Below are 19,448 nucleotides of genomic sequence, written 5' to 3' on the forward strand. Positions count from 1 at the left end.
TGGAGCATCGCCGGCACCACCACGCGCTGCTGGCCCTGTTCGGACGCGGCAGTCGCGGGCGATGTGTAGTGCTTCAAGCAGACGGTGGATGCGAGAGCGACGGTCAACCGTGACGCGGCGTTCTGCAGGATCTGTCGCAACTCGGCAAGAAGCACTGCTGTCCTGTAGGAGCGGCTTCAGCCGCGACTGGCATGACCGATGGAGTCGCGTCGCGGCTGAAGCCGCTCCTGCGAGAAACGCGATGTCGACGACCGCGCGGCGCAGCCGGCACGCAGCGAAACGCGATCTTAGTGCGTGCCCAACTGCAGCCGCCGGTACAGCGTGCTGCGGCTGATGCCGAGCCGCCGTGCGGCCTGCGAGACGTTGCCGTTGCAGGCAGCCAGGGCCTGGCGCATGGCGCCGAGCGCGAGACTGTCGAGGTCGGCATCGGGCAACGGCATCGCGGTGCCGGTGTTGCTGCCCTGCTCTGCCGCGCGCACGCCGGGCAGATAGGCCGGCAACGCGTCGCTATCGACCAGCGCGCCCGGCTCGCTCAGCGCCACCAGCGTGCGCAGGCAGGCCACCAGCTGGCGCAGATTGCCCGGCCACGCATAGGCGCTCAGCGTCGCCAGGGCGGCCTCGGTCAGGCGCCTGCCCTGGCCAAGCCGTGTCCACAGTTCGGCGACCAGCGTGCGCCGGTCCGGATGCGCACGCAGCGCCGGCACCTGCACGCAGTGGTGGGCGATGCGGTAGTACAGGTCGGGGCGGAAGCGCTGCTCGGCCATCGCCGCGTCCAGGTCGCGGTGGGTGGCACAAATCAGCGCGAAATCCAGCTTCACCGGCTTGCCGCCGCCCAGCGGTAGCAGTTCGCGCTCCTGCAGCACACGCAGCAACCGCGGCTGCAGCGCCAGCGGCATGTCGCCGATCTCGTCCAGGAACAGCACGCCGCCATCGGCCTGACGCAACAGCCCGGGATTGCCGTGCTTGCGCGCGCCGGTGAAGGCACCATCCTCGTAGCCGAACAGTTCCGCTTCGATCAGCCCTTCCGGCAGCGCCGCGCAGTTGACCGCCACGAAGGGGCGCCCGGCGCGTGCGCTGCGCCGGTGCAGTTCGCGCGCGAACACTTCCTTGCCGGTGCCGGTCTCGCCCTGCACCAGCACCGGCAGTTGCGCGTCGAGCACGCGCCGCGCGCGTTCCAGCGCCAGCTCCTGGGCGGCGTCGAACAGCGGTGCGTCGGATGCGGCCGCCGCCGAAGGCCGCGACGACGCGGTCACCGTGATCGGCGCCTGCTGCGGCCGCCGCCGCGGACGGTCGTCGGCCGGGCTGTCGATGCGTCCGTGCAGCGCCCGCCCCTGCAGGTCGAACACGCTGCCCTGCTGGCGCAGCCGCGACAGCGGCTCTTCGAACAGCGCCTCGTAGGGTGCGCGGCCGAGTTCGTGGCGTTCCAGCCCGAACAGCCGCAACCCGGCCTGGTTGGCCGCCACCAGGCGGCCGTTGCGGAAGGCCAGCAGCGCTTCGCGTGCGGTGCCGAGCAGCGCCGGGTCGTGGTGCACGCGCAGCAGTTCGCAGCCGGGAATGCCGTCGTCGAAATAGCGGTGTTCGATGTTGGCCACGGCCATCCGCGCCAGTGCCAGCGCGTGCATGTGCTGCACGCTGGCGTCGCCGGAGATGTCGAGCACGCCGGCCAGGTGGCCGTAGGGATCGAAGATCGGCACCGCGGCGCAACTGAGGATCTGGTGCGGGGCGAAATAGTGCTCGCCACCGCGCACTTCCACCGAGCGGCTTTCGACGATCGCCGTGCCGATCGCGTTGGTGCCGACCTGGGGTTCGCTCCAGCAGGCGCCGGGCATCAGCGCCACCCTGCCCGCCTTGTCGAGGAAGCGCGGGCTGCCTTCGGCGTCGAGGATCCAGCCGGCCTCGTCGGTGAGCAGCACGATGCTGCCGGTGGCCGCGGCGTCGCCCGCCAGGCCTTCCAGCTCGGCGCGGGCCAGCCGCCACAGCCGCTCGTGCGCCTCGCGCAGGGCGCGCAGGCGCGAGGCTTCCAGCGGCTCGATCGCCGGCTTGGCATCCGCGGCCAGGCCCAGGCGCTGGCAGCGCTGCCACGACTGCAGGATGGTGTCGGGCACCTGCCCGACCGGCGCGCCGCCGCGTTCGAAGAAGGCCCGGCGGGCCTGGCCGAGTTGGTGTTGCGAAGGGTGCTGCGCCATGTCCGGCTCCGCTGTCGCAGATTGCGACACCTGGTGATACGGGTGTTCCGATAAACAACACATCCGCCGGCGCGGCGCAATCGGCAGGCGTGGCGCGACGCAGCAAAACCGGGCGGGGTGCGTCGCTGTGTCGCGGTGCGAACGCGTGACGCGGCGCAGCACGCAAAACCTGGCATCGGACTTGCGCATGTGCAGCTACCCGGACGGGCCTGCCCTGTCCTTCTCGACCGCCGAAGGAGACACCACGATGAATGCCGTCAGCACCGCCAAGCCGCATGCCACCGATCCGCAGTCCATCTTCAAGTCGCGCTACGGCAACTTCATCGGCGGCAAGTGGGTGGAGCCGAAGAGCGGGCAGTACTTCGACAACAGCACGCCGATCACCGGCAAGGTGTTCACCGCGGTGGCGCGCTCCAACGCCGAGGACATCGAGGCCGCGCTGGACGCCGCGCACGCCGCCAAGGACGCCTGGGGCAAGACCTCCAGCACCGAGCGCAGCAACGTGCTGCTGAAGATCGCCGACCGCATCGAGCAGAATCTGGAGCTGCTGGCCTATGCCGAGACCTGGGACAACGGCAAGCCGGTGCGCGAGACGCTCAATGCCGACGTGCCGCTGTGCGTGGACCACTTCCGCTACTTCGCCGGCGCGGTGCGTGCGCAGGAAGGCGGCATCTCGGAGATCGACCACGACACCATCGCCTACCACTTCCACGAGCCGCTCGGCGTGGTCGGCCAGATCATCCCGTGGAACTTCCCGCTGCTGATGGCGTGCTGGAAGCTGGCGCCTGCCTTGGCCGCGGGCAATTGCGTGGTGATGAAGCCGGCCGAGCAAACCCCGGCCTCGATCCTGGTGCTGATGGAGGTCATCGGCGACCTGCTGCCGCCGGGCGTGCTCAACGTGGTCAACGGCTTCGGCCTGGAGGCGGGCAAGCCGCTGGCCAGCAACCCGCGCATCGCCAAGATCGCCTTCACCGGCGAGACCACCACCGGCCGGCTGATCATGCAGTACGCCAGCCAGAACCTGATCCCGGTGACGCTGGAGCTGGGCGGCAAGTCGCCCAACATCTTCTTCGCCGACGTGATGGCCGAGGACGACGATTTCCTCGACAAGGCGGTGGAAGGTTTCGTGCTGTTCGCCTTCAACCAGGGCGAGGTGTGCACCTGCCCGTCGCGCGCGCTGATCCAGGAATCGATCTACGACAAGTTCATGGAGAAGGCGCTCAAGCGCGTGGCGGCGATCAAGCAGGGCAACCCGCTCGATCCCAACACCATGGTCGGTGCGCAGGCCTCCAGCGAGCAGTTGGAGAAGATCCTGTCCTACATCGATATCGGCAAGCAGGAAGGCGCCGAGGTGCTGATCGGCGGCGAGCGCAACGCGCTGGATGGCGAGCTCGCCGGCGGCTTCTACGTCAAGCCGACGGTGTTCAAGGGCCACAACAGGATGCGCGTGTTCCAGGAGGAGATCTTCGGCCCGGTGGTGTCGGTGACCACCTTCAAGGACGAGGCCGAGGCGCTGGCGATCGCCAACGACACGCTGTACGGCCTGGGTGCCGGCGTGTGGAGCCGCGATGCGGCGCGGCTGTACCGCATGGGCCGCGCGATCCAGGCCGGGCGGGTGTGGACCAACTGCTATCACGCCTATCCGGCGCATGCCGCGTTCGGCGGCTACAAGCAGTCGGGCATCGGCCGCGAGAACCACAAGATGATGCTCGACCACTACCAGCAGACCAAGAACCTGCTGGTCAGCTACTCGCCGAAGGCGCTCGGCTTCTTCTGACGCGCGGGCAGGGCGGCGGCACGCGCACAGGCGTGTCGTCGCCTTGCCGCCAACTGATCTGGATCAAGGCAATCCGTCGCCGGTCGCGCGATGGTGACATCACTCGTTTTTCTCAGGAGCGTTGCAATGGACAAGACGATGAAAGCCGCCGTGGTGCGGGAATTCGGCAAGCCGCTGGCAATCGAGGAAGTGGCGGTGCCGCGGCCGCAGGCCGGCGACATCCTGGTCAAGATCGAAGCCTGCGGCGTGTGCCACACCGACCTGCACGCGGCCGAAGGCGACTGGCCGGTGAAGCCGAATCCGCCGTTCATTCCCGGCCACGAGGGCGTGGGCCACGTGGTGGCGGTCGGCGCCGGCGTGGACCACGTCAGGGAAGGCGATCGTGTCGGCATTCCGTGGCTGTACTCGGCCTGCGGCCATTGCGAACATTGCCTGGGCGGCTGGGAAACCCTGTGCGAGACGCAGCAGAACACCGGCTACTCGGTCAACGGCGGTTTCGCCGAGTACGCGCTGGCCAATGCCAACTACGTCGGCCACCTGCCGAAGAACATCGGCTTCGTCGAGGTCGCACCGATCCTGTGCGCCGGCGTCACCGTGTACAAGGGCCTGAAGGTGACCGACACCCGGCCCGGCAACTGGGTGGTGATCTCCGGCATCGGCGGCCTCGGCCACATGGCGGTGCAGTACGCCAAGGCGATGGGCCTGAACGTGGCCGCGGTGGACGTGGACGACGCCAAGCTGGCGCTGGCCACGCGCCTGGGTGCGACGGTGACGGTGAACGCGCGCACCACCGACCCGGTGGCGTACCTGAAGAAGGAAATCGGCGGTGCGCACGGCGCGCTGGTCACCGCGGTCTCGCCCAAGGCGTTCGAGCAGGCCATCGGCATGGTCCGCCGCGGCGGCACGGTTTCGCTCAACGGCCTGCCGCCGGGCCAGTTCCCGCTGGATATCTTCGGCATGGTGCTCAACGGCGTGACCGTGCGCGGCTCGATCGTCGGCACGCGCCTGGACCTGCAGGAGTCGCTGGAATTCGCCGAGCAGGGCAAGGTGGCCGCGACCGTGGCCACCGACACCCTGGACAACGTCAACGACGTGTTCGCGCGCATGCACGCCGGCAAGATCGAAGGCCGCATCGTGCTGGACATAGCCGCCTGATGGACGCGTCCGCGCCCGCTAACGCGCTGCCGCCGCAGGTGCTGGCGACGCTGCCGGCGCTGCAGCTGATCGCCAAGCTGCGGGCGCGGCACGGCGCGCTGCTGTTCCACCAGTCCGGCGGCTGCTGCGACGGTTCCTCGCCCATGTGCTATCCGCAGGACGACTTCATCGTCGGCGACCGCGACGTGCTGCTGGGCGAGATCGGGCAGGCGCCGTTCTACATCAGCCCGTCGCAGTTCGCCTACTGGAAGCACACCCAGCTGATCATCGATGTGGTGCCCGGCCGCGGCGGCATGTTCTCGCTGGAGAACGGCGAGGGCGTGCGCTTCCTGGTGCGCTCGCGCCTGTTCACCGACGGCGAGTACGCCGCGCTGGAGGCGGCGGGGAAGGTGTAGGAGCGGCTTCAGCCGCGACAGGGCGTTTCTCGATCTCGCGTGGTCGCGGCTGAAGCCGCTCCTACAGTAGGAACCCCGGTGTGGGAGTGGGAGCCGCTGTTGCGATTCCCCATTCCCTATTCCCCAATCCCGGCTCCATCGCGGCTGAAGCCGCTCCTACCGATGTGATGCATCGCGCCGACGCTGCCCTCGGCGTCCTACGACGCCTTCGGCGCCTTCGCCGGCACGAACGGCGACACCGGGTCGCTGGCGGGGAAGGTTTCTTCCAGCGCTTCGTCCTGGTTGGCGTCGGCATGCCGTCCGTGCGCGGTGTCGGGCGTGGAATGCGCCGGCGTGTCCGGCGGGGCAGGGCGATCCTCGCCGGTGCGTGGTTCGTGCTCGACGATGGTCTCGGGCCGGTCGCCGGCGCCGCGGTCTTCGCTGAGCTGCGTCTCGCGCTTGCCGCGTTGTTCGCCGGGGAGGGGGGCCGCGCGGCGCAGCGGGTCGGTAGGCGTGGACATGTCCGGTTCCTCCAGAGGAATGGCGGCGGAGGTCCAGTTCACCGCCGCGGCAGTGAAGCCATTGCGAATCGCGGCCCTTGCACGCGTCGGTCACGAACCGCTAACGGGGCGGGCGCTACTGCTGCGCATCCCCCCGCCGAGCCGCCCGGAGCCCTGCCATGCGCCCCAGCGACCGCCCCGACCCGCTGCTGTTCAACGCCCATCTGGATCCCTTGCCGAGCGTGCCGCCGCCGCGCCGCCGTGGCGCCGCGCCGCGCCCGCACGATGCGCCGGACTACCGCCGCTACAGCCTGGCCGACTACCGCCAGCGCCGTGCGCGCCACCGCACGCCATGGCGCGACCTGTGCCCGGCCTATGCCTTCGCCCTGCAGACTCACGCCCGTGGCTGGCCGCGCGGGCCGGAGGCCGAGACCGATGGCGAATTGGCCGCGCATTGGGACCTGGTGCGCGGCGATTCGCGGCTGGACTGGGGCCAGGCGCGGCAGGTGGTCGAGGACGCCTGGCAGGCGCTGGACCACCTGCCGGCGCAGGCGACCGGCATGGAGCCGCACTGATGCCGCGCCCGATCTGGACCGGCACGCTGTCCTTCGGCCTGCTCAACGTGCCGGTGTCGCTGATGTCCGGCGAACGCCGGGTCGACCTGCACTTCCGCATGCTGGACGCGCGCGACAAGCGCCCGATCCGCTTCGAGCGGGTCAATGCCGACACCGGCGAGGAAGTGCCGTGGAAGGACATCGTCAAGGCCTACGAATACAGCAAGGGCAACTACGTGGTGGTCGAGCAGCAGGACATCGCCTCGGCCGCGCCGGAGAGCCACGAGGCGGTGGAGGTGGAGGCCTTCGTCGACGCCGCCGAGATCGACCTGCGCTACTTCGAGAAGCCCTACGTGCTGGTGCCGGGCAAGAAGGCCGAGAAGGGCTATGTGCTGCTGCGCGAGACCCTGCGCAGCACCGGCAAGGTCGGCATCGCGCGGGTGGTGATCCGCACCCGCGAATACCTGTCGGCGGTGATGCCTTTGCAGGACGCGCTGGTGCTGATCCTGCTGCGCTATCCGCAGGAACTGGTGGACCTGGACGACTACACGCTGCCCAGCGGCAAGGCCGCCGACTACCGGATCAGCGCCAAGGAAACCGAGATGGCGGCGCAACTGATCGACTCAATGTCCGGGCGCTGGGACCCCGATGCCTACCACGACGAATTCCGCGAGCGGCTGCACGCGGTGATCCAGAAGCGGATCAAGGCGCAGGAGGGCACCACCCAGGTCGACGAGGACGCCGAGGCGCCGCACCACGAGGACGCCACCACCAACGTGGTCGACTTCATGTCGCTGCTGCAGAAGAGCCTGGAGGCCAAGAAGCGCACGCCGGCCAAACAGGACGAGCGCGTGCCGGTGCGCAAGACCGCGGCGAAGAAGAGCGGCAAGCCGGCCAAGAGCGCGGCCGGCAAGGCCAAGAAGGCGCCGCGCGCCAAACCGGCGGCGGCCAAGGCCAAGCCGGCTGCGCGCAAGGCGCCGGCGCGGCGCAAGGCCGGCTAGGGCAGGTCGGTCGCGGCGGCGCCAGGGCCGCCGCGACCGGCTTTACGCCGAGATCATCGCCTCGCGCGTCACCTGCGCCAGCGACTCGCGCGAAATCGCCGCGATCGACCTGGCGCCGGTCAGGGTCATCGCCACCCGCATCTCCTTCTCGATCAGGCCCAGCAGGTGTTCCACGCCAGCCTGGCCGGCCGCAGCCAGCGCGTAGACGAAGGCGCGGCCGAGCAGCACCGCGTCGGCGCCGAGCGCCAGCATGCGCACCACGTCCAGGCCGCTGCGCACGCCCGAGTCGGCCAGGATCTTCAGCTCGCCCTTCACCGCATCGGCGATCGCCGGCAGTGCCCGCGCGCTGGACAGCACGCCGTCGAGCTGGCGTCCGCCATGGTTGGAGACGACGATGCCGTCGGCGCCGAACCGCACCGCATCGCGCGCGTCGGCCGGGTCGAGGATGCCCTTGATCAGCATCGGCCCGGTCCAGAATTCGCGGATCCACTCCAGGTCCTTCCACGAGATCGACGGATCGAAGTTGGCGCCGAGCCAGCCGATGTAGTCGGCCAGCCCGGTGGGGTGGCCGCGGTAGGTGGAGATGTTGCCCAGGTCGTGCGGACGCCCGTGCAGGCCCACGTCCCAGCCCCAGCGCGGATGCGTGAGCGCCTGCAGCATGCGCCGCAGCGGCGCGTTGGGGCCGCTCATGCCCGAATGCGCGTCGCGGTAGCGCGCACCCGGCACCGGCATGTCCACGGTGAACACCAGGGTGCTCACGCCGGCCGCCTTGGCCCGCTCCAGCGCGTTGCGCATGAAGCCTCGGTCCTTGAGCACATACAGCTGGAACCACATCGGCCGGTCGATCGCCGGCGCCACTTCCTCGATCGGGCACACCGACACCGTGGACAGGGTGAACGGCACGCCCTTGGCCGCCGCCGCCCTGGCCGCCTGCACCTCGCCGCGGCGCGCGTACATGCCGGTCAGGCCCACCGGCGCCAGCGCCACCGGCAAGGCCAGGCGTTCGCCGAACAGCTCGGTGTGCAGGTCCAGCGCCGACATGTCGCGCAGCACCCGCTGGCGCAGGGCGATGTCGCTGAGGTCGGACACGTTGCGGCGCAGGGTGTGTTCGGCATAGGCGCCACCGTCGATGTAGTGGAACAGGAACGGCGGCAGCCGGCGCTGGGCGGCGGCACGATAGTCGGTGGCGGCGGAAATGATCATCGGGGCAGGGCGGTCAGGGAGAAGAGGGCAGGCGCGAGGCACGCGCGCGGCGCGCATCGTCCTCGTCGAGCGTGCGCAGCGCGCTGTGCACGAATTCCAGGTGCGCGTGCGCGGCGGCGCGGGCGCGTTCCGGGTCACCGGCCAGGATCGCGTCGCGCAGCGCGCGGTGCTGGGCGTGCAGGGCGGCGAAGATGCGCGGCGAGGCGAACAACTGCTGCCGGCTCTGCGAGATGTTGGCCTGCAGCAGGTCGAACAGGCCGCGCATCACCTGCAGCAGCACGCGGTTGTGGGTGGCCTCGGCGATGGCCAGGTGGAAGTCGGCGTCGGCGTGCGCCTGGGCGTTGGCATCGGCCTGCGCGTGGGTCTGCAGCAGCGCCTCGAACGCGGCGTCGATGCGCGCGCGGTCGTCGTCGGTGGCGCGCAGCGCCGCGTGCCAGGCGGTGGCGCCTTCCAGCGCATGACGGGCCTCCAGCACGTCGAAGCGGTACTCCGGGTCGGCGTGCAGCAGCGGCAGGAACGGCTGCAGCGGCGCCACCACCTGGTCCTCCGGGGTCGGCGGCCGTTGCACGTAGGTGCCGCCGCCCACGCGCGCCCGCAGCAGCCCCTGGCTGGCGAGCTGTGCGATGGCCTCGCGCAGCACCGGGCGGGACACGCCCAGTTCCGCGGCCAGGGCGCGCTCGGCGGGCAGGCGCGCGTCGACCGGCAGGCCGCGGTGTGCGATCAGTGCGCGCAACTGGGCGGCGACCCGGTCGCTGAGCCGGGCAGGGGGCTCAGCCGCTGCGTCGGCGCTGGCGGCAATGGATGGATTGGTCATACCAATTGCGTGAAGGTGCGCGCGTGGTCTGGCCATTAGGCGCCACGTCTCACGCAACGTCAATCACCGCAGTAACATGCGGTGCCGCATTGGTCATACCAATCAGAACATCCGATAGCGCGCCATCGCCGCGGCCAGCACCACCAGCAAGGCCACCAGGGCCAGTTCCAGCCCGAGCAAGCGCTGCAGCGTGCGCACCTGCGTGGGCGGAGGCGTCCAGTCCGGCTGCCGCCGCGCCTGCCGGCGCCATTGCGGCAGGCGCAGCGTCGGCACCAGCGAGAGCAGGCCGATCGCCGCGAAGGTGCCGAGCTTGGCCCAGAACCAGGGGTTGTGCAGGTAGTAGTCGGCGCCCTTGAGTCCGTAGCGCACGCGCAGCGCGCCGATCGCCAGGATCAGCAGCGCGGCCGTGCCGTACATGGCGTCGATGCGGACCAGCCGCGTCAACTGGATGTGCGCCAGCGGCGCGCGCAGCAGGGCCCATTCGGCCACCAGCGCGGCGATCAGCAGCAGCATCGCCAGGTGGTGCAGGGCGGCCAGCAGCAGGTCGACAGTGTCCATCGACGCGGCCTCACCACACCCACGGCAGCAGCCGCCAGCTGTGCGCGGCGTAGTCCGGGTAGTCCTCGGGGAAGGCCTGGGTCAGCATCGCTTCCTCGACCCGGATGCGACGCAGGAATGCCCAGGTCACCGGCAGCACGATCGCCAGCAGCGACAGCACGTTGCCCATGCCCAGCGCCAGCCCGTAGAACGCGAGCAGCGCGCCGGTGTAGGAGGGGTGGCGGAGCCACCGATAGGGGCCGGCAGTGATCAGTGCATGGCCCGGCTGGATGCCCACGTCCACGGTGAACTGCCGGCCCAGCACCGCAATGGCCCACAGCCGGAACGCCAGCCCGCCGACAACCATCGCCGTCCCGATCCACAGCAGCGGCAGGCGCCAGCCGAACGGCCAGCGACCGACGCCCAGCATGCTCAGCATCACGGCCACGAAGATCGCCGCGTACAGCACCGTCCACAGCATGCGCAGCGTGCCGCCATCGCGTGCAGGATCGTCTTGGCTGCGGCGCCGACGGCCAATGAACACTTCCACCACCCACCACGCGGCGCAGGCGATCCAGAACAGCAGGTGCGACAGGTCGAGGTTCAGCATCGCAGATTCCTTCGATCAATGCGGCAGAACGGCGGGCAACGCCGACAGGATGACCAACCAGTGCAGGATGAGCCCGGGCCACAGCCGCCGGCAGATCAAGAACAGCACGCAGAACACCAGCCCCCACGTGAAGAACCACGCAAACTGGCTGAGCGACTTCAGCCCGTGCTGCGCAACGAACGCCAGGGAAGCCAGCAGGCACGCAACGACGATCCCCGCACCGCGGCGACGCAACCCTTGCAACGCGAAACCGCGGTACACCAGCTCTTCGCACAGGCCGCCCAGCAGGCCCATCACGACGTAGATCAGTCGCGCCTGCAGCGTGCGCGGCGTCAGGTTCGCCAGATCGGACAGTTGCGCCGGATCGGCCGCGGGACCATGCGCCAATGCCCACTCCACACCGCCGATCAACGCGAAGGCCACCCCGAGGTATGCCGCGATCAACCACGCCGTGCCGCGACTGCCAAATGACCAGCCGATGTCCCGCCAGGACCAGTCCGCTTTCCTCAGCGCCAAGAGCAACAACGCGATCTGAAGGGCGTACCAGCAAGCGGCGAGCAAGAAGACGACCGCCTGCCCGTCCCAGTGCGCCGCTTCCATTGCGGGGCGCTGCAGCAACAGCAACGACAGCAGGAACGAACCCAGCGGAAAGCCCAGCAGGACGGCAACCAGCGATGCGGTCGACATGGATTGGCGGGGCGTCGTGGTTGCCATGCGAGGCACTCGGTCGGGTCTGCAGGAGGACGCTCCTAGCATCCGCCGCCGATCGGATTCCTGGCATGGCCGGTCGTCATGACCATGACCTGCCGGAAGTCACGATCTGCGGCCCGACGCTTGCCAAACGCGATTGGGCGTCCGCCCCACGGCCAAAGCCTGCGACGCGGCGACCGGCGGTGGTAGTTGCCACCTGCCGGAAGTCACGACCTCTCGCCAGCCCATTGCCAGTTGCGCGAGGGCGGGCGAGCATCGCCCCATGCACCCGACTCTGCGCGAGTTCTTCGAGCCGCTCAATATCGCTGGCCTGATCACGATCGTGGCGGTCGCGCTGTCGTTCGGCTTCGAAACCGACGGCAGCGCGCTGCGGTGGTGGCTGCTGGGCGGCTTCGCCGGGCTGTTCATCGCCTACGACTGGCTCAGGGCACGCGCGGTCCTGCCGGACGCGGCGCTTTGCGTGCAGGCGGTGCTGGCGTTGTGGCTGGTCTGCCTGGAGCCGCGCGCCGGTACGGCGCCGGTGCTGCTGGTCATGCTGGTGGCGCACGCGGCCATGCGCTGGCGGCCGGCGGTGGTGCTGACCTTCGGCCTGGCGATCAATGTCGGCTTGTACCTGATGCTGGATATGGTAGGCGTCAAGCGGCAGTGGCTGGTGGTCGCCATCTATGCGAGCTTCCAGGCATTTTCCGCGCTGGTCGCCTACTACGCGCGCAACGCCGAGCGCACGCGTGATGCGCTGGCCCTGGTCAATGCCGACCTGCTGGCCACGCGCGCGCTGCTCGCCGAGAGCGCGCGCGATGCCGAACGCCTGCGCGTGGCACGCGAACTGCACGATGTGGCCGGACACAAGCTCACCGCGATGAAGCTCAACCTGCGCGTGCTGGCCGGCGACCCGGCCCTGGCTGCGCGCAACGAGGTGCGCATCGCCCAGCAACTGTCCAGCGAGCTGCTGGACGACATTCGCAGTGTGGTCCAGGCGTTGCGCGATACGCGGGGGCTGGACCTGCACACCGCGCTGCGCGCGCTGGCCGCGCCGCTGCCGCGTCCCGCGTTGGCGCTGGACATCGCCGCCGACGCCACCGTCACCGATCCGGCCCTGGCCGAGACCCTGCTGCGTGTGGTGCAGGAAGCCTTGACCAACACCGCCCGGCACACCGACGCCGATACACTGCACGTGCGCCTGGCACGCGATGGCCAGTCGTTGCTTTTACGCATCGAGGACAACGGCCAGCACGCCGCGCGCCTGCGCGAAGGCAACGGCCTGTCCGGCATGCGCGAGCGCATCGTCGCCGCGCACGGCTGCCTGGACATCGGTTTCACACCGCACGGCGCGCTGCGCCTGACCGCCAGGATCCCCGCATGACCCAGCTCGCATCCATCACCGTCGCGCTGGCCGACGACCAGGCGCTGGTGCGCGCCGGACTGCGCGCCCTGCTGCAGCAGCAGGGCATCACGGTCGCGTTCGAGGTCAGCGATGGCGCCGAGCTGATCGAACGGTTGGCAACCGAGGCGGTAGACGTGGTGCTCAGCGACATCCGCATGCCCGGCGTGGACGGTATCGAGGCCTTGACCCGGTTGCGCGCGAGCGGGAATGGCACGCCGCTGCTGCTGCTCACCACCTTCGACGACTCGGACTTGCTGCTGCGCGCCACCGCCGCCGGCGCGCAGGGCTTCCTGCTCAAGGACGCCGCGCCGGAGGACCTGCGCGAGGCGATCGCGCGCGTGGCCGCCGGCGAGACCCTGCTGCAGCCGGTCAGCACCGACCCGGTGCGCGCGCGCTACCGCTACCGCGACGAGGACGCCCCGCGCGACACCTTCAACGAACGCGAAGTGGCGATCCTGCGCCTGCTCGCCGGCGGCTACTCGAACAAGGAGATCGCGCGCAGCCTGTTCCTGGCCGAAGGCACGGTGAAGAACTACGTCTCCACCATCCTCGACAAGCTCGGCACCCGCGACCGCACCCGCGCGGTGCTCAAGGCGATCACCTTGCGCATCATCTGATGCGTGCACAGCGGTGGCGCTGCGACGTCCACCGGCAGCGCGTCAGGACTGAAGTCCCTCCCACAACGATGCCACCGCGCCGTGCCGCAGCCTGCCGTAGGAGCGGCTTCAGCCGCGACAACCGAAGGCGCGATGCGTGGTGCGCCGACCAGCGCGATTCACCTCGCGCCAGCGCAGCGCCCGCCACCACGTCACCGCCTTTGTGGGAGCGGCTTCAGCCGCGACGCGACACCACCCAAACGCGCGCGCCCGCCCGCAGTACGCTCCATACCCCGCCGTGTGCTACCACCGGGACTTCTGTGCGCCCGCCGCAGACATTAAGATGCCGCGGGCATTGTGCCGACGAGGAATTCACGTTGATCATCCATCCGAAAGTCCGCGGTTTCATCTGCACCACCACGCATCCGCTCGGTTGCGAGCGCAACGTGCTCGAGCAGATCGCTGCCACGCGCGCGCGCGGCGTGCGCCACGATGGGCCAAAGAACGTGCTGGTGATCGGCGCGTCCAGCGGCTACGGCCTGGCCTCGCGCATCACCGCCGCGTTCGGCTTCGGCGCCGACACGCTCGGCGTGTTCTTCGAAAAGCCCGGCAGCGAGAAGAAGGCCGGTACAGCCGGCTGGTACAACGCCGCCGCCTTCGACAAGCACGCCAAGGCCGCCGGCCTGTACAGCAAGTCGATCAACGGCGACGCGTTCTCCGACGAAGCGCGCGCCAAGGTCATCGAACTGATCAAGCAGGACATGGGCGGCCAGGTCGACCTGGTGGTGTATTCGCTGGCCTCGCCGGTGCGCAAGCTGCCGGGCACCGGCGAAGTGAAGCGCTCGGCGCTCAAGCCGATCGGCCAGACCTACACCGCCACCGCCATCGACACCAACAAGGACGCGATCATCGAGGCCTCGATCGAGCCGGCCACCGAGCAGGAGATCGAAGACACCGTCACCGTGATGGGCGGGCAGGACTGGGAACTGTGGATCGATGCGCTCGAAGGCGCCGGCGTGCTCGCCCCGGGCGCGCGCACCGTGGCCTTCAGCTACATCGGTACCGAGATCACCTGGCCGATCTACTGGCACGGCGCGCTGGGCAAGGCCAAGGTCGACCTCGACCAGACCGCGCAGCGCCTGCACGCCCGCCTGCAGCAGCACGGCGGCGCAGCCAACGTGGCGGTGCTGAAATCGGTGGTGACCCAGGCCAGCGCGGCGATCCCGGTGATGCCGCTGTACATCTCCATGGTCTACAAGATCATGAAGGAGAAGGGCCTGCACGAAGGCACCATCGAGCAGGCCGACCGCCTGTTCCGCGAGCGCCTGTACCGCGAGGACGGCCAGCCCTCGGCCACCGACGACGAGAACCGCCTGCGCCTGGACGACTGGGAGCTGCGCGACGACGTGCAGGACGCCTGCAAGGCGCTGTGGCCGCAGGTGACCACCGAGAACCTGTTCCAGCTCACCGACTACGCCGGCTACAAGCACGAGTTCCTCAAGCTGTTCGGCTTCGAACGCCAGGACGTGGACTACGACGCCGACGTCGACCCGGACGTGAAGTTCGATTGCGTGGAGCTCTGAGGAGCCGGGATTGGGGAGTGAGGATTCGGAGTCGCGTTGATCCCGAATCCCGGAAAGAGATGCGGCCGGTAGCGATGTCGGCCGTTTTCTTTTGCACCTCGCATCGCCAACGTGCGATGGCCGGTCGCGGCTGAAGCCGCTCCTACGAGAGCACGCGCTGCACCCGTAGGAGCGGCTTCAGCCGCGACAAACGAAGCCGCGGTGCTGGAATTGACCGAACCTCGTCGGGCATGCGGCCGGTTCCATACCGCGGCACCGCCCCGCGCCGCGAACCCGCAGCGCTAGCGCCTTTGCCAATCCCCAATCCCCATTCCCCATTCCCGGCCCCTCACCGCCTCACATCGAACCGCGTCGCCCCCACACACGCCTGCACCTCGGCCTCGCTCAGCGCCAGCACGTCGCCCGGCAGCGTGTGCTTGAGGCAGCCGGCGGCCAGGCCGAAGCGGATCGTGGCGGTGTCGTCCCATCCGCGGCTCAGCCCGTGCAGCACGCCGGCGGCGAAGGCGTCGCCGCCGCCGATGCGGTCGACGATGCCGCTCAGCTCCTCGGCCGGCGCCTGCGCGACGCTGCCGTCGCGGCGCAGCAGCAGCGCGCCCAGGCTGTGCCGGTCCACGCTATGCGCCACGCGCTGGGTGCAGGCCATCGCCTGTAGCTGCGGGAACGCGGCGAAGGCGTCGCGCGCGCCGGCCTCCACCCGCGCCTGCACGCTGTCCTGCGGATAGCGGTGACCCAGCACCACCTCCAGGTCGCGGTAGTCGGCGAACAGCACGTCCGCCTGGTCCAGCAGTTGCCGCAGGATGCCCGGCGCATCGCCGTGCCAGGCTTCCCACAGCTTGGGCCGGTAGTTGCCGTCGAACGACACCCGCACCCCGGCCGCACGTGCCGCCTGCGCGGCGGCCAGCGTCGCCGCCGCGCCGCGTTCGCCCAGCGCCGGGGTCACCCCGGACAGATGCAGCCACTGCGCGCCCTGCAGCAGCGCCGGCCAGTCGTGCTGGTCGCCCGCATCCAGCGCGAAGGCCGAGCCGGCGCGGTCGTAGGTGACTTCGCTGGGCCGGTGCCCGGCGCCGGTGCTGAGGAAGTACAGGCCCATGCGCCCGGGCACGAAGCGGATGCCGCCGGTATCCACCCCGTGCCGGCGCAGCTCGCCGGCCGCGGCCTGGCCCAGCGGGTTGTCCGGCAGCACGCTGACCACGGACACGGCATGGCCGAAATGCGCCAGCGCCACGCCCACGTTGGCCTCGGCGCCGCCCACCTGTACCTCCAGCCGCGGCGTCTGCAGCAGCCGTTCGTGGCCGGGTGCGCCCAGGCGCAGCAGCAGTTCGCCGAAGCAGACGATGCGGGAAACGATCATGGCGGGCGGGTCCGGGCGGCCGAAGGGACGCCAAGCATGCCGCGAAACGCGCACCTCGGCCAGAAAAAGTGACTAGCGGTGTCATTTTCGTGCGGCAGCACGCGGTTCGGCGCCGGCCCGCGTCGCGATCGTGCGCTATCTCATTGACTGGAAAGACCCTGCGGCCGCCGGGCACTCTGTTGCGCTGCAAGATGCTGCAATGTTTCGCAACTGTTAACGTTGGTTTTGACTAGCGGTGTCATTCACGACAACGCCCGTAGTTCAACGCCGTCATGGAACCCTTGGGAGGGGAGGACATGCAATCACGTACCGAACGCCGGAAGACACCGGTTACCTTGCTCGCGCTGTCGATCGGCCTGGCCCTGCAGGCCGGTGCGCTGCAGGCGCAGGAGGCGCCGGCGTCCGCGACGCCCGCCACGGCCTCGGCCGACGCCACCACTGAGCTCGACACCGTCGTCGTCACCGGCTACCGCGCCAGCGTGGAGAAGGCGCTGGACATCAAGCGCGCCGAAAAGGGCATGGTCGACGCCATCGTCGCCGAGGACGTGGGCAAGTTCCCCGACACCAACCTGGCCGAATCGCTGCAGCGCATCCCCGGCGTGGTCATCACCCGCGACGCCGGCGAAGGCCGCAACATCTCCGTGCGCGGCCTCGGCCCGGACTTCACCCGCGTGCGCATCAACGGCATGGAAGCGCTGACCACGGTCGGCGCCAGCGACCAGAGCGGCGGCACCAACCGCGGCCGCGGCTTCGACTTCAACGTGTTCGCCTCGGACCTGTTCACCCAGATGGTGGTGCGCAAGACCGCCTCGGCCGACGTCGAGGAGGGCTCGCTGGGCGCCACGGTCGACCTGCGCACCGCGCGGCCGTTCGACTACGACGGCTTCACCTTCGCCGCCAACGGCCAGGCCACCTACAACGGCATGTCGCAGAAGGCCGATCCGCGCATCGCCGCGCTGGTCGCCAACACCTGGGCCGATGGCACCTTCGGCGCGCTGATGTCGGTGGCCTATTCCGAGCGCCAGGTGCTTGAGGAAGGCAGCGGCACCACGCGCTGGGCCAACGGCCCCAGCAACAACGGCTACAGCGCCGCCTCGCCGTTCGCCGCGGCCAACAGCGCCAACGTGTTCAGCCCGCGCATCCCGCGCTACACGCAGATGGAGCACGAGCAGAACCGCCTGGGCGTGACCGGCTCGCTGCAGTGGAAGCCCAACGACAGCACCGAGTTCTCGCTGGACGGCCTGTACTCGAAGATCGACGCCAAGCGCGACGAGCACTACATCGAGGCGATCAGCTTCAGCCGCGGCCGCTCGCAGAACGGCAAGCCGGACATGATCGTGCGCGACGGCTACGTCGACCCGGCCTCCGGCGCGCTGCTGTACGGCCGCTTCGACAACACCGACATCCGTTCGGAGAACCGCCACGACGAGTGGAACACGGTCTTCAAGCAGCTCACCCTCAACGGCGAGCACCGCTTCAGCGACACCTTCAAGATCACCGGCGAGATCGGCAGCTCCAGTTCCAAGCACCGGAACCCGATCCAGACCACGATCATCATGGACAAGAACAACGTCGCCGGGTACAGCTACGACTACCGCAACAGCTACACCTCGCCGGTGTTCAACTACGGCATCGACCCGACCGCCGCCAACGGCTGGACCCTGGCCGAAGTGCGCATGCGTCCGCAGTCGGCCAACAACAGCTTCGACACCGGCTCGCTGAACTTCGAGTGGAACCTGGGTACCAACTTCATCCTCAAGGGCGGCGTGCTGGCCAAGAACTACGGCTTCGACACCAAGGAGTTCCGCCGCGCCTCCGAAACCAGCGTGCCGACCTTCGCCACCGGCAACCGCATCGTGCCGGTCGACCTGGTGACGCTGGCCGGGCTCAAGGGCATCGAGGGCTCGCCGTCGAACTGGGCGGTGCCCGACCTCAACGGCATCGCCGATGCGCTGGGCATCTACAGCGGCACCGGCACCTGGACGCTGACCGAGCGCGCGGTCAACACCCGCAGCGTGGAAGAAAAGGACCGCGGCGCGTGGTTGATGGGCGACTTCGCCTTCGACATCGGCGCGATCCCGTTCTCCGGCAACGTCGGCGTGCGCTACGTGAAGACCAACCAGTCCTCCACCGGCTACGCCCTGGTCGGCTCCAACCTGATCAACACCACGGTCGAGCGCGACTACCACGACACCCTGCCGTCGCTGAACCTGGTCGCCGAGATCACCCCGGATTTCCTGATCCGCTTCGGCGCCGCCAAGGTGATGACGCGGCCGGGCCTGGGCAGCCTGACCCCGGGTGTGACCGTCGCCGTCGCCGGCGGCGCGCGCACGGTCAGCGGCGGCAATCCGAACCTGGATCCGATCCGCGCCAAGACCGCCGACCTCGGTTTCGAGTGGTACCTGCAGGAAGGCGCGATGCTCGGCCTGGCGCTGTTCTACAAGGACATCGACAGCTTCGTGCAGACCGCGCGCACCATCGCCCCGTACTCCGGCAGCGGCCTGCCGGTCAGCCTGCTCGACGGCACTGGCGCGGCGGCCAGCGACGACTTCGTCTTCAGCGTGCCGCTCAACACCCCGGGCGGCAAGCTGAAGGGCGCCGAGTTCAACTACATCCAGCCCTTCAGCTTCCTGCCGGGCAAGTGGGCCAACTTCGGCACCCAGCTCAACTACACCTACGTGCAGTCGAAGATCCAGTACGTCACCGGCACCGGCGCGCTGTCGTTCAACACCGACCTCACCGGCCTGTCGAAGAACTCGTACAACGCCACGCTGTTCTACGAAGGCGAGCGCTTCAGCGGCCGCGTGTCGCTGACCCACCGCGACGGCTACCTGACCCAGGTACCGGCCACGGAAACCGGCTTCGACATGCACGGCATGCGCGGCACCAATGTCGTCGACGCCAAGCTGACCTACAAGATCGACGAGAAGATCGACATCAGCCTGGAAGGCTCGAACCTGACCAACGTGCCGTACTACGAGTGGGTGCAGACCAGCGCCACCGGCGCGCAGCTGCCGCTGACCTACAGCGAAACCGGCCGCCAGTACGCGATCGGGGTGCGTTACAAGTTTTGATGTCTGCGTGCGCCGGTGCCGCGCTGCGGCATCGGCAA

General features: G+C 69.3%; 17 protein-coding genes. 9 read left to right on the top strand and 8 right to left on the bottom strand.

Translation table 11 applies throughout. The annotated features are described in order from the left end of the window. Window positions 1–287: 287 nt before the first annotated feature. Window positions 288–2,186, bottom strand: coding sequence for a sigma-54-dependent Fis family transcriptional regulator (locus AC1G9L_RS00220; protein ID WP_481069923.1), 1,899 nt, complete (start codon window positions 2,184–2,186; stop codon window positions 288–290). 247 nt (window positions 2,187–2,433) lie between these two features. Here AC1G9L_RS00220 and adh point away from each other — a divergent pair, with 247 nt between their 5' ends. The 3 genes from adh (at window position 2,434) to AC1G9L_RS00235 (ending at window position 5,513) form a co-directional block, all read left to right on the top strand. Continuing rightward, on the top strand, window positions 2,434–3,963 hold the full coding sequence (adh, locus tag AC1G9L_RS00225) for an aldehyde dehydrogenase (RefSeq protein ID WP_481069925.1): 1,530 nt from the start codon (window positions 2,434–2,436) through the stop codon (window positions 3,961–3,963). A 126-nt stretch (window positions 3,964–4,089) separates the two neighbouring features. Next, window positions 4,090–5,118: an alcohol dehydrogenase AdhP gene (adhP, locus tag AC1G9L_RS00230; protein ID WP_019799228.1), complete on the top strand. Its 1,029-nt coding sequence runs from the start codon at window positions 4,090–4,092 to the stop codon at window positions 5,116–5,118. Beyond that, window positions 5,118–5,513 carry a DUF779 domain-containing protein gene (locus AC1G9L_RS00235; RefSeq protein WP_019799229.1) on the top strand — a complete coding sequence of 132 codons (396 nt, stop codon included), beginning with the start codon at window positions 5,118–5,120 and terminating at the stop codon, window positions 5,511–5,513. Before adhP ends, AC1G9L_RS00235 begins: the two co-directional genes overlap by 1 nt. 197 nt (window positions 5,514–5,710) lie before the next feature. Here AC1G9L_RS00235 and AC1G9L_RS00240 read toward each other — a convergent pair whose 3' ends face one another. Further along, window positions 5,711–6,013: a hypothetical protein gene (locus tag AC1G9L_RS00240; RefSeq protein ID WP_019801302.1), complete on the bottom strand. Its 303-nt coding sequence runs from the start codon at window positions 6,011–6,013 to the stop codon at window positions 5,711–5,713. A gap of 158 nt (window positions 6,014–6,171) precedes the next feature. On the opposite strand from AC1G9L_RS00240, the gene AC1G9L_RS00245 reads away from it, so the two are divergent. Then, window positions 6,172–6,567 (top strand): hypothetical protein, encoded by a 396-nt coding sequence (locus tag AC1G9L_RS00245; protein ID WP_481069926.1) that lies wholly within the window; start codon window positions 6,172–6,174, stop codon window positions 6,565–6,567. Then, window positions 6,567–7,547 carry a non-homologous end joining protein Ku gene (gene ku, locus AC1G9L_RS00250; RefSeq protein ID WP_481069928.1) on the top strand — a complete coding sequence of 327 codons (981 nt, stop codon included), beginning with the start codon at window positions 6,567–6,569 and terminating at the stop codon, window positions 7,545–7,547. Before AC1G9L_RS00245 ends, ku begins: the two co-directional genes overlap by 1 nt. Window positions 7,548–7,589: 42 nt before the next feature. Here the strand turns inward: ku and lldD are convergent, their stop codons facing one another. From lldD to AC1G9L_RS00275, 5 genes are all read right to left on the bottom strand, one after another. Then, window positions 7,590–8,750: an FMN-dependent L-lactate dehydrogenase LldD gene (gene lldD, locus AC1G9L_RS00255; protein WP_481069929.1), complete on the bottom strand. Its 1,161-nt coding sequence runs from the start codon at window positions 8,748–8,750 to the stop codon at window positions 7,590–7,592. 13 nt (window positions 8,751–8,763) lie between these two features. Then, window positions 8,764–9,564: a transcriptional regulator LldR gene (lldR, locus tag AC1G9L_RS00260; protein ID WP_481069931.1), complete on the bottom strand. Its 801-nt coding sequence runs from the start codon at window positions 9,562–9,564 to the stop codon at window positions 8,764–8,766. A 102-nt stretch (window positions 9,565–9,666) separates the two neighbouring features. Further along, window positions 9,667–10,122 carry a DUF2214 family protein gene (locus AC1G9L_RS00265; RefSeq protein WP_019799903.1) on the bottom strand — a complete coding sequence of 152 codons (456 nt, stop codon included), beginning with the start codon at window positions 10,120–10,122 and terminating at the stop codon, window positions 9,667–9,669. Between the two features lie 10 nt (window positions 10,123–10,132). Continuing rightward, the gene (locus AC1G9L_RS00270) at window positions 10,133–10,711 is read right to left on the bottom strand and encodes a methyltransferase (protein ID WP_019799902.1); all 579 of its coding nucleotides are present in this window, start codon (window positions 10,709–10,711) and stop codon (window positions 10,133–10,135) included. Window positions 10,712–10,726: 15 nt separating this feature from the next. Then, window positions 10,727–11,425, bottom strand: coding sequence for a CPBP family intramembrane glutamic endopeptidase (locus AC1G9L_RS00275; RefSeq protein ID WP_481069932.1), 699 nt, complete (start codon window positions 11,423–11,425; stop codon window positions 10,727–10,729). A gap of 259 nt (window positions 11,426–11,684) precedes the next feature. On the opposite strand from AC1G9L_RS00275, the gene AC1G9L_RS00280 reads away from it, so the two are divergent. From AC1G9L_RS00280 to fabV, 3 genes are all read left to right on the top strand, one after another. Continuing rightward, window positions 11,685–12,785, top strand: a complete 1,101-nt coding sequence (locus AC1G9L_RS00280; protein ID WP_019799900.1) for a histidine kinase — start codon at window positions 11,685–11,687, stop codon at window positions 12,783–12,785. Then, window positions 12,782–13,423 (top strand): response regulator, encoded by a 642-nt coding sequence (locus AC1G9L_RS00285; protein ID WP_019799899.1) that lies wholly within the window; start codon window positions 12,782–12,784, stop codon window positions 13,421–13,423. Before AC1G9L_RS00280 ends, AC1G9L_RS00285 begins: the two co-directional genes overlap by 4 nt. Before the next feature lie 356 nt (window positions 13,424–13,779). Beyond that, entirely contained in the window at window positions 13,780–14,985 is a 1,206-nt protein-coding gene (gene fabV, locus AC1G9L_RS00290; protein WP_019799898.1) for an enoyl-ACP reductase FabV, read from the top strand. Between the two features lie 328 nt (window positions 14,986–15,313). On the opposite strand, the gene AC1G9L_RS00295 is transcribed toward fabV, so the two are convergent. Continuing rightward, window positions 15,314–16,336: a PfkB family carbohydrate kinase gene (locus AC1G9L_RS00295; RefSeq protein WP_481069933.1), complete on the bottom strand. Its 1,023-nt coding sequence runs from the start codon at window positions 16,334–16,336 to the stop codon at window positions 15,314–15,316. A gap of 296 nt (window positions 16,337–16,632) precedes the next feature. On the opposite strand from AC1G9L_RS00295, the gene AC1G9L_RS00300 reads away from it, so the two are divergent. Further along, window positions 16,633–19,410 carry a TonB-dependent receptor gene (locus AC1G9L_RS00300; RefSeq protein ID WP_481069935.1) on the top strand — a complete coding sequence of 926 codons (2,778 nt, stop codon included), beginning with the start codon at window positions 16,633–16,635 and terminating at the stop codon, window positions 19,408–19,410. Window positions 19,411–19,448 lie beyond the last annotated feature (38 nt).

This window comes from Xanthomonas sp. NCPPB 1132 (assembly GCF_056629235.1).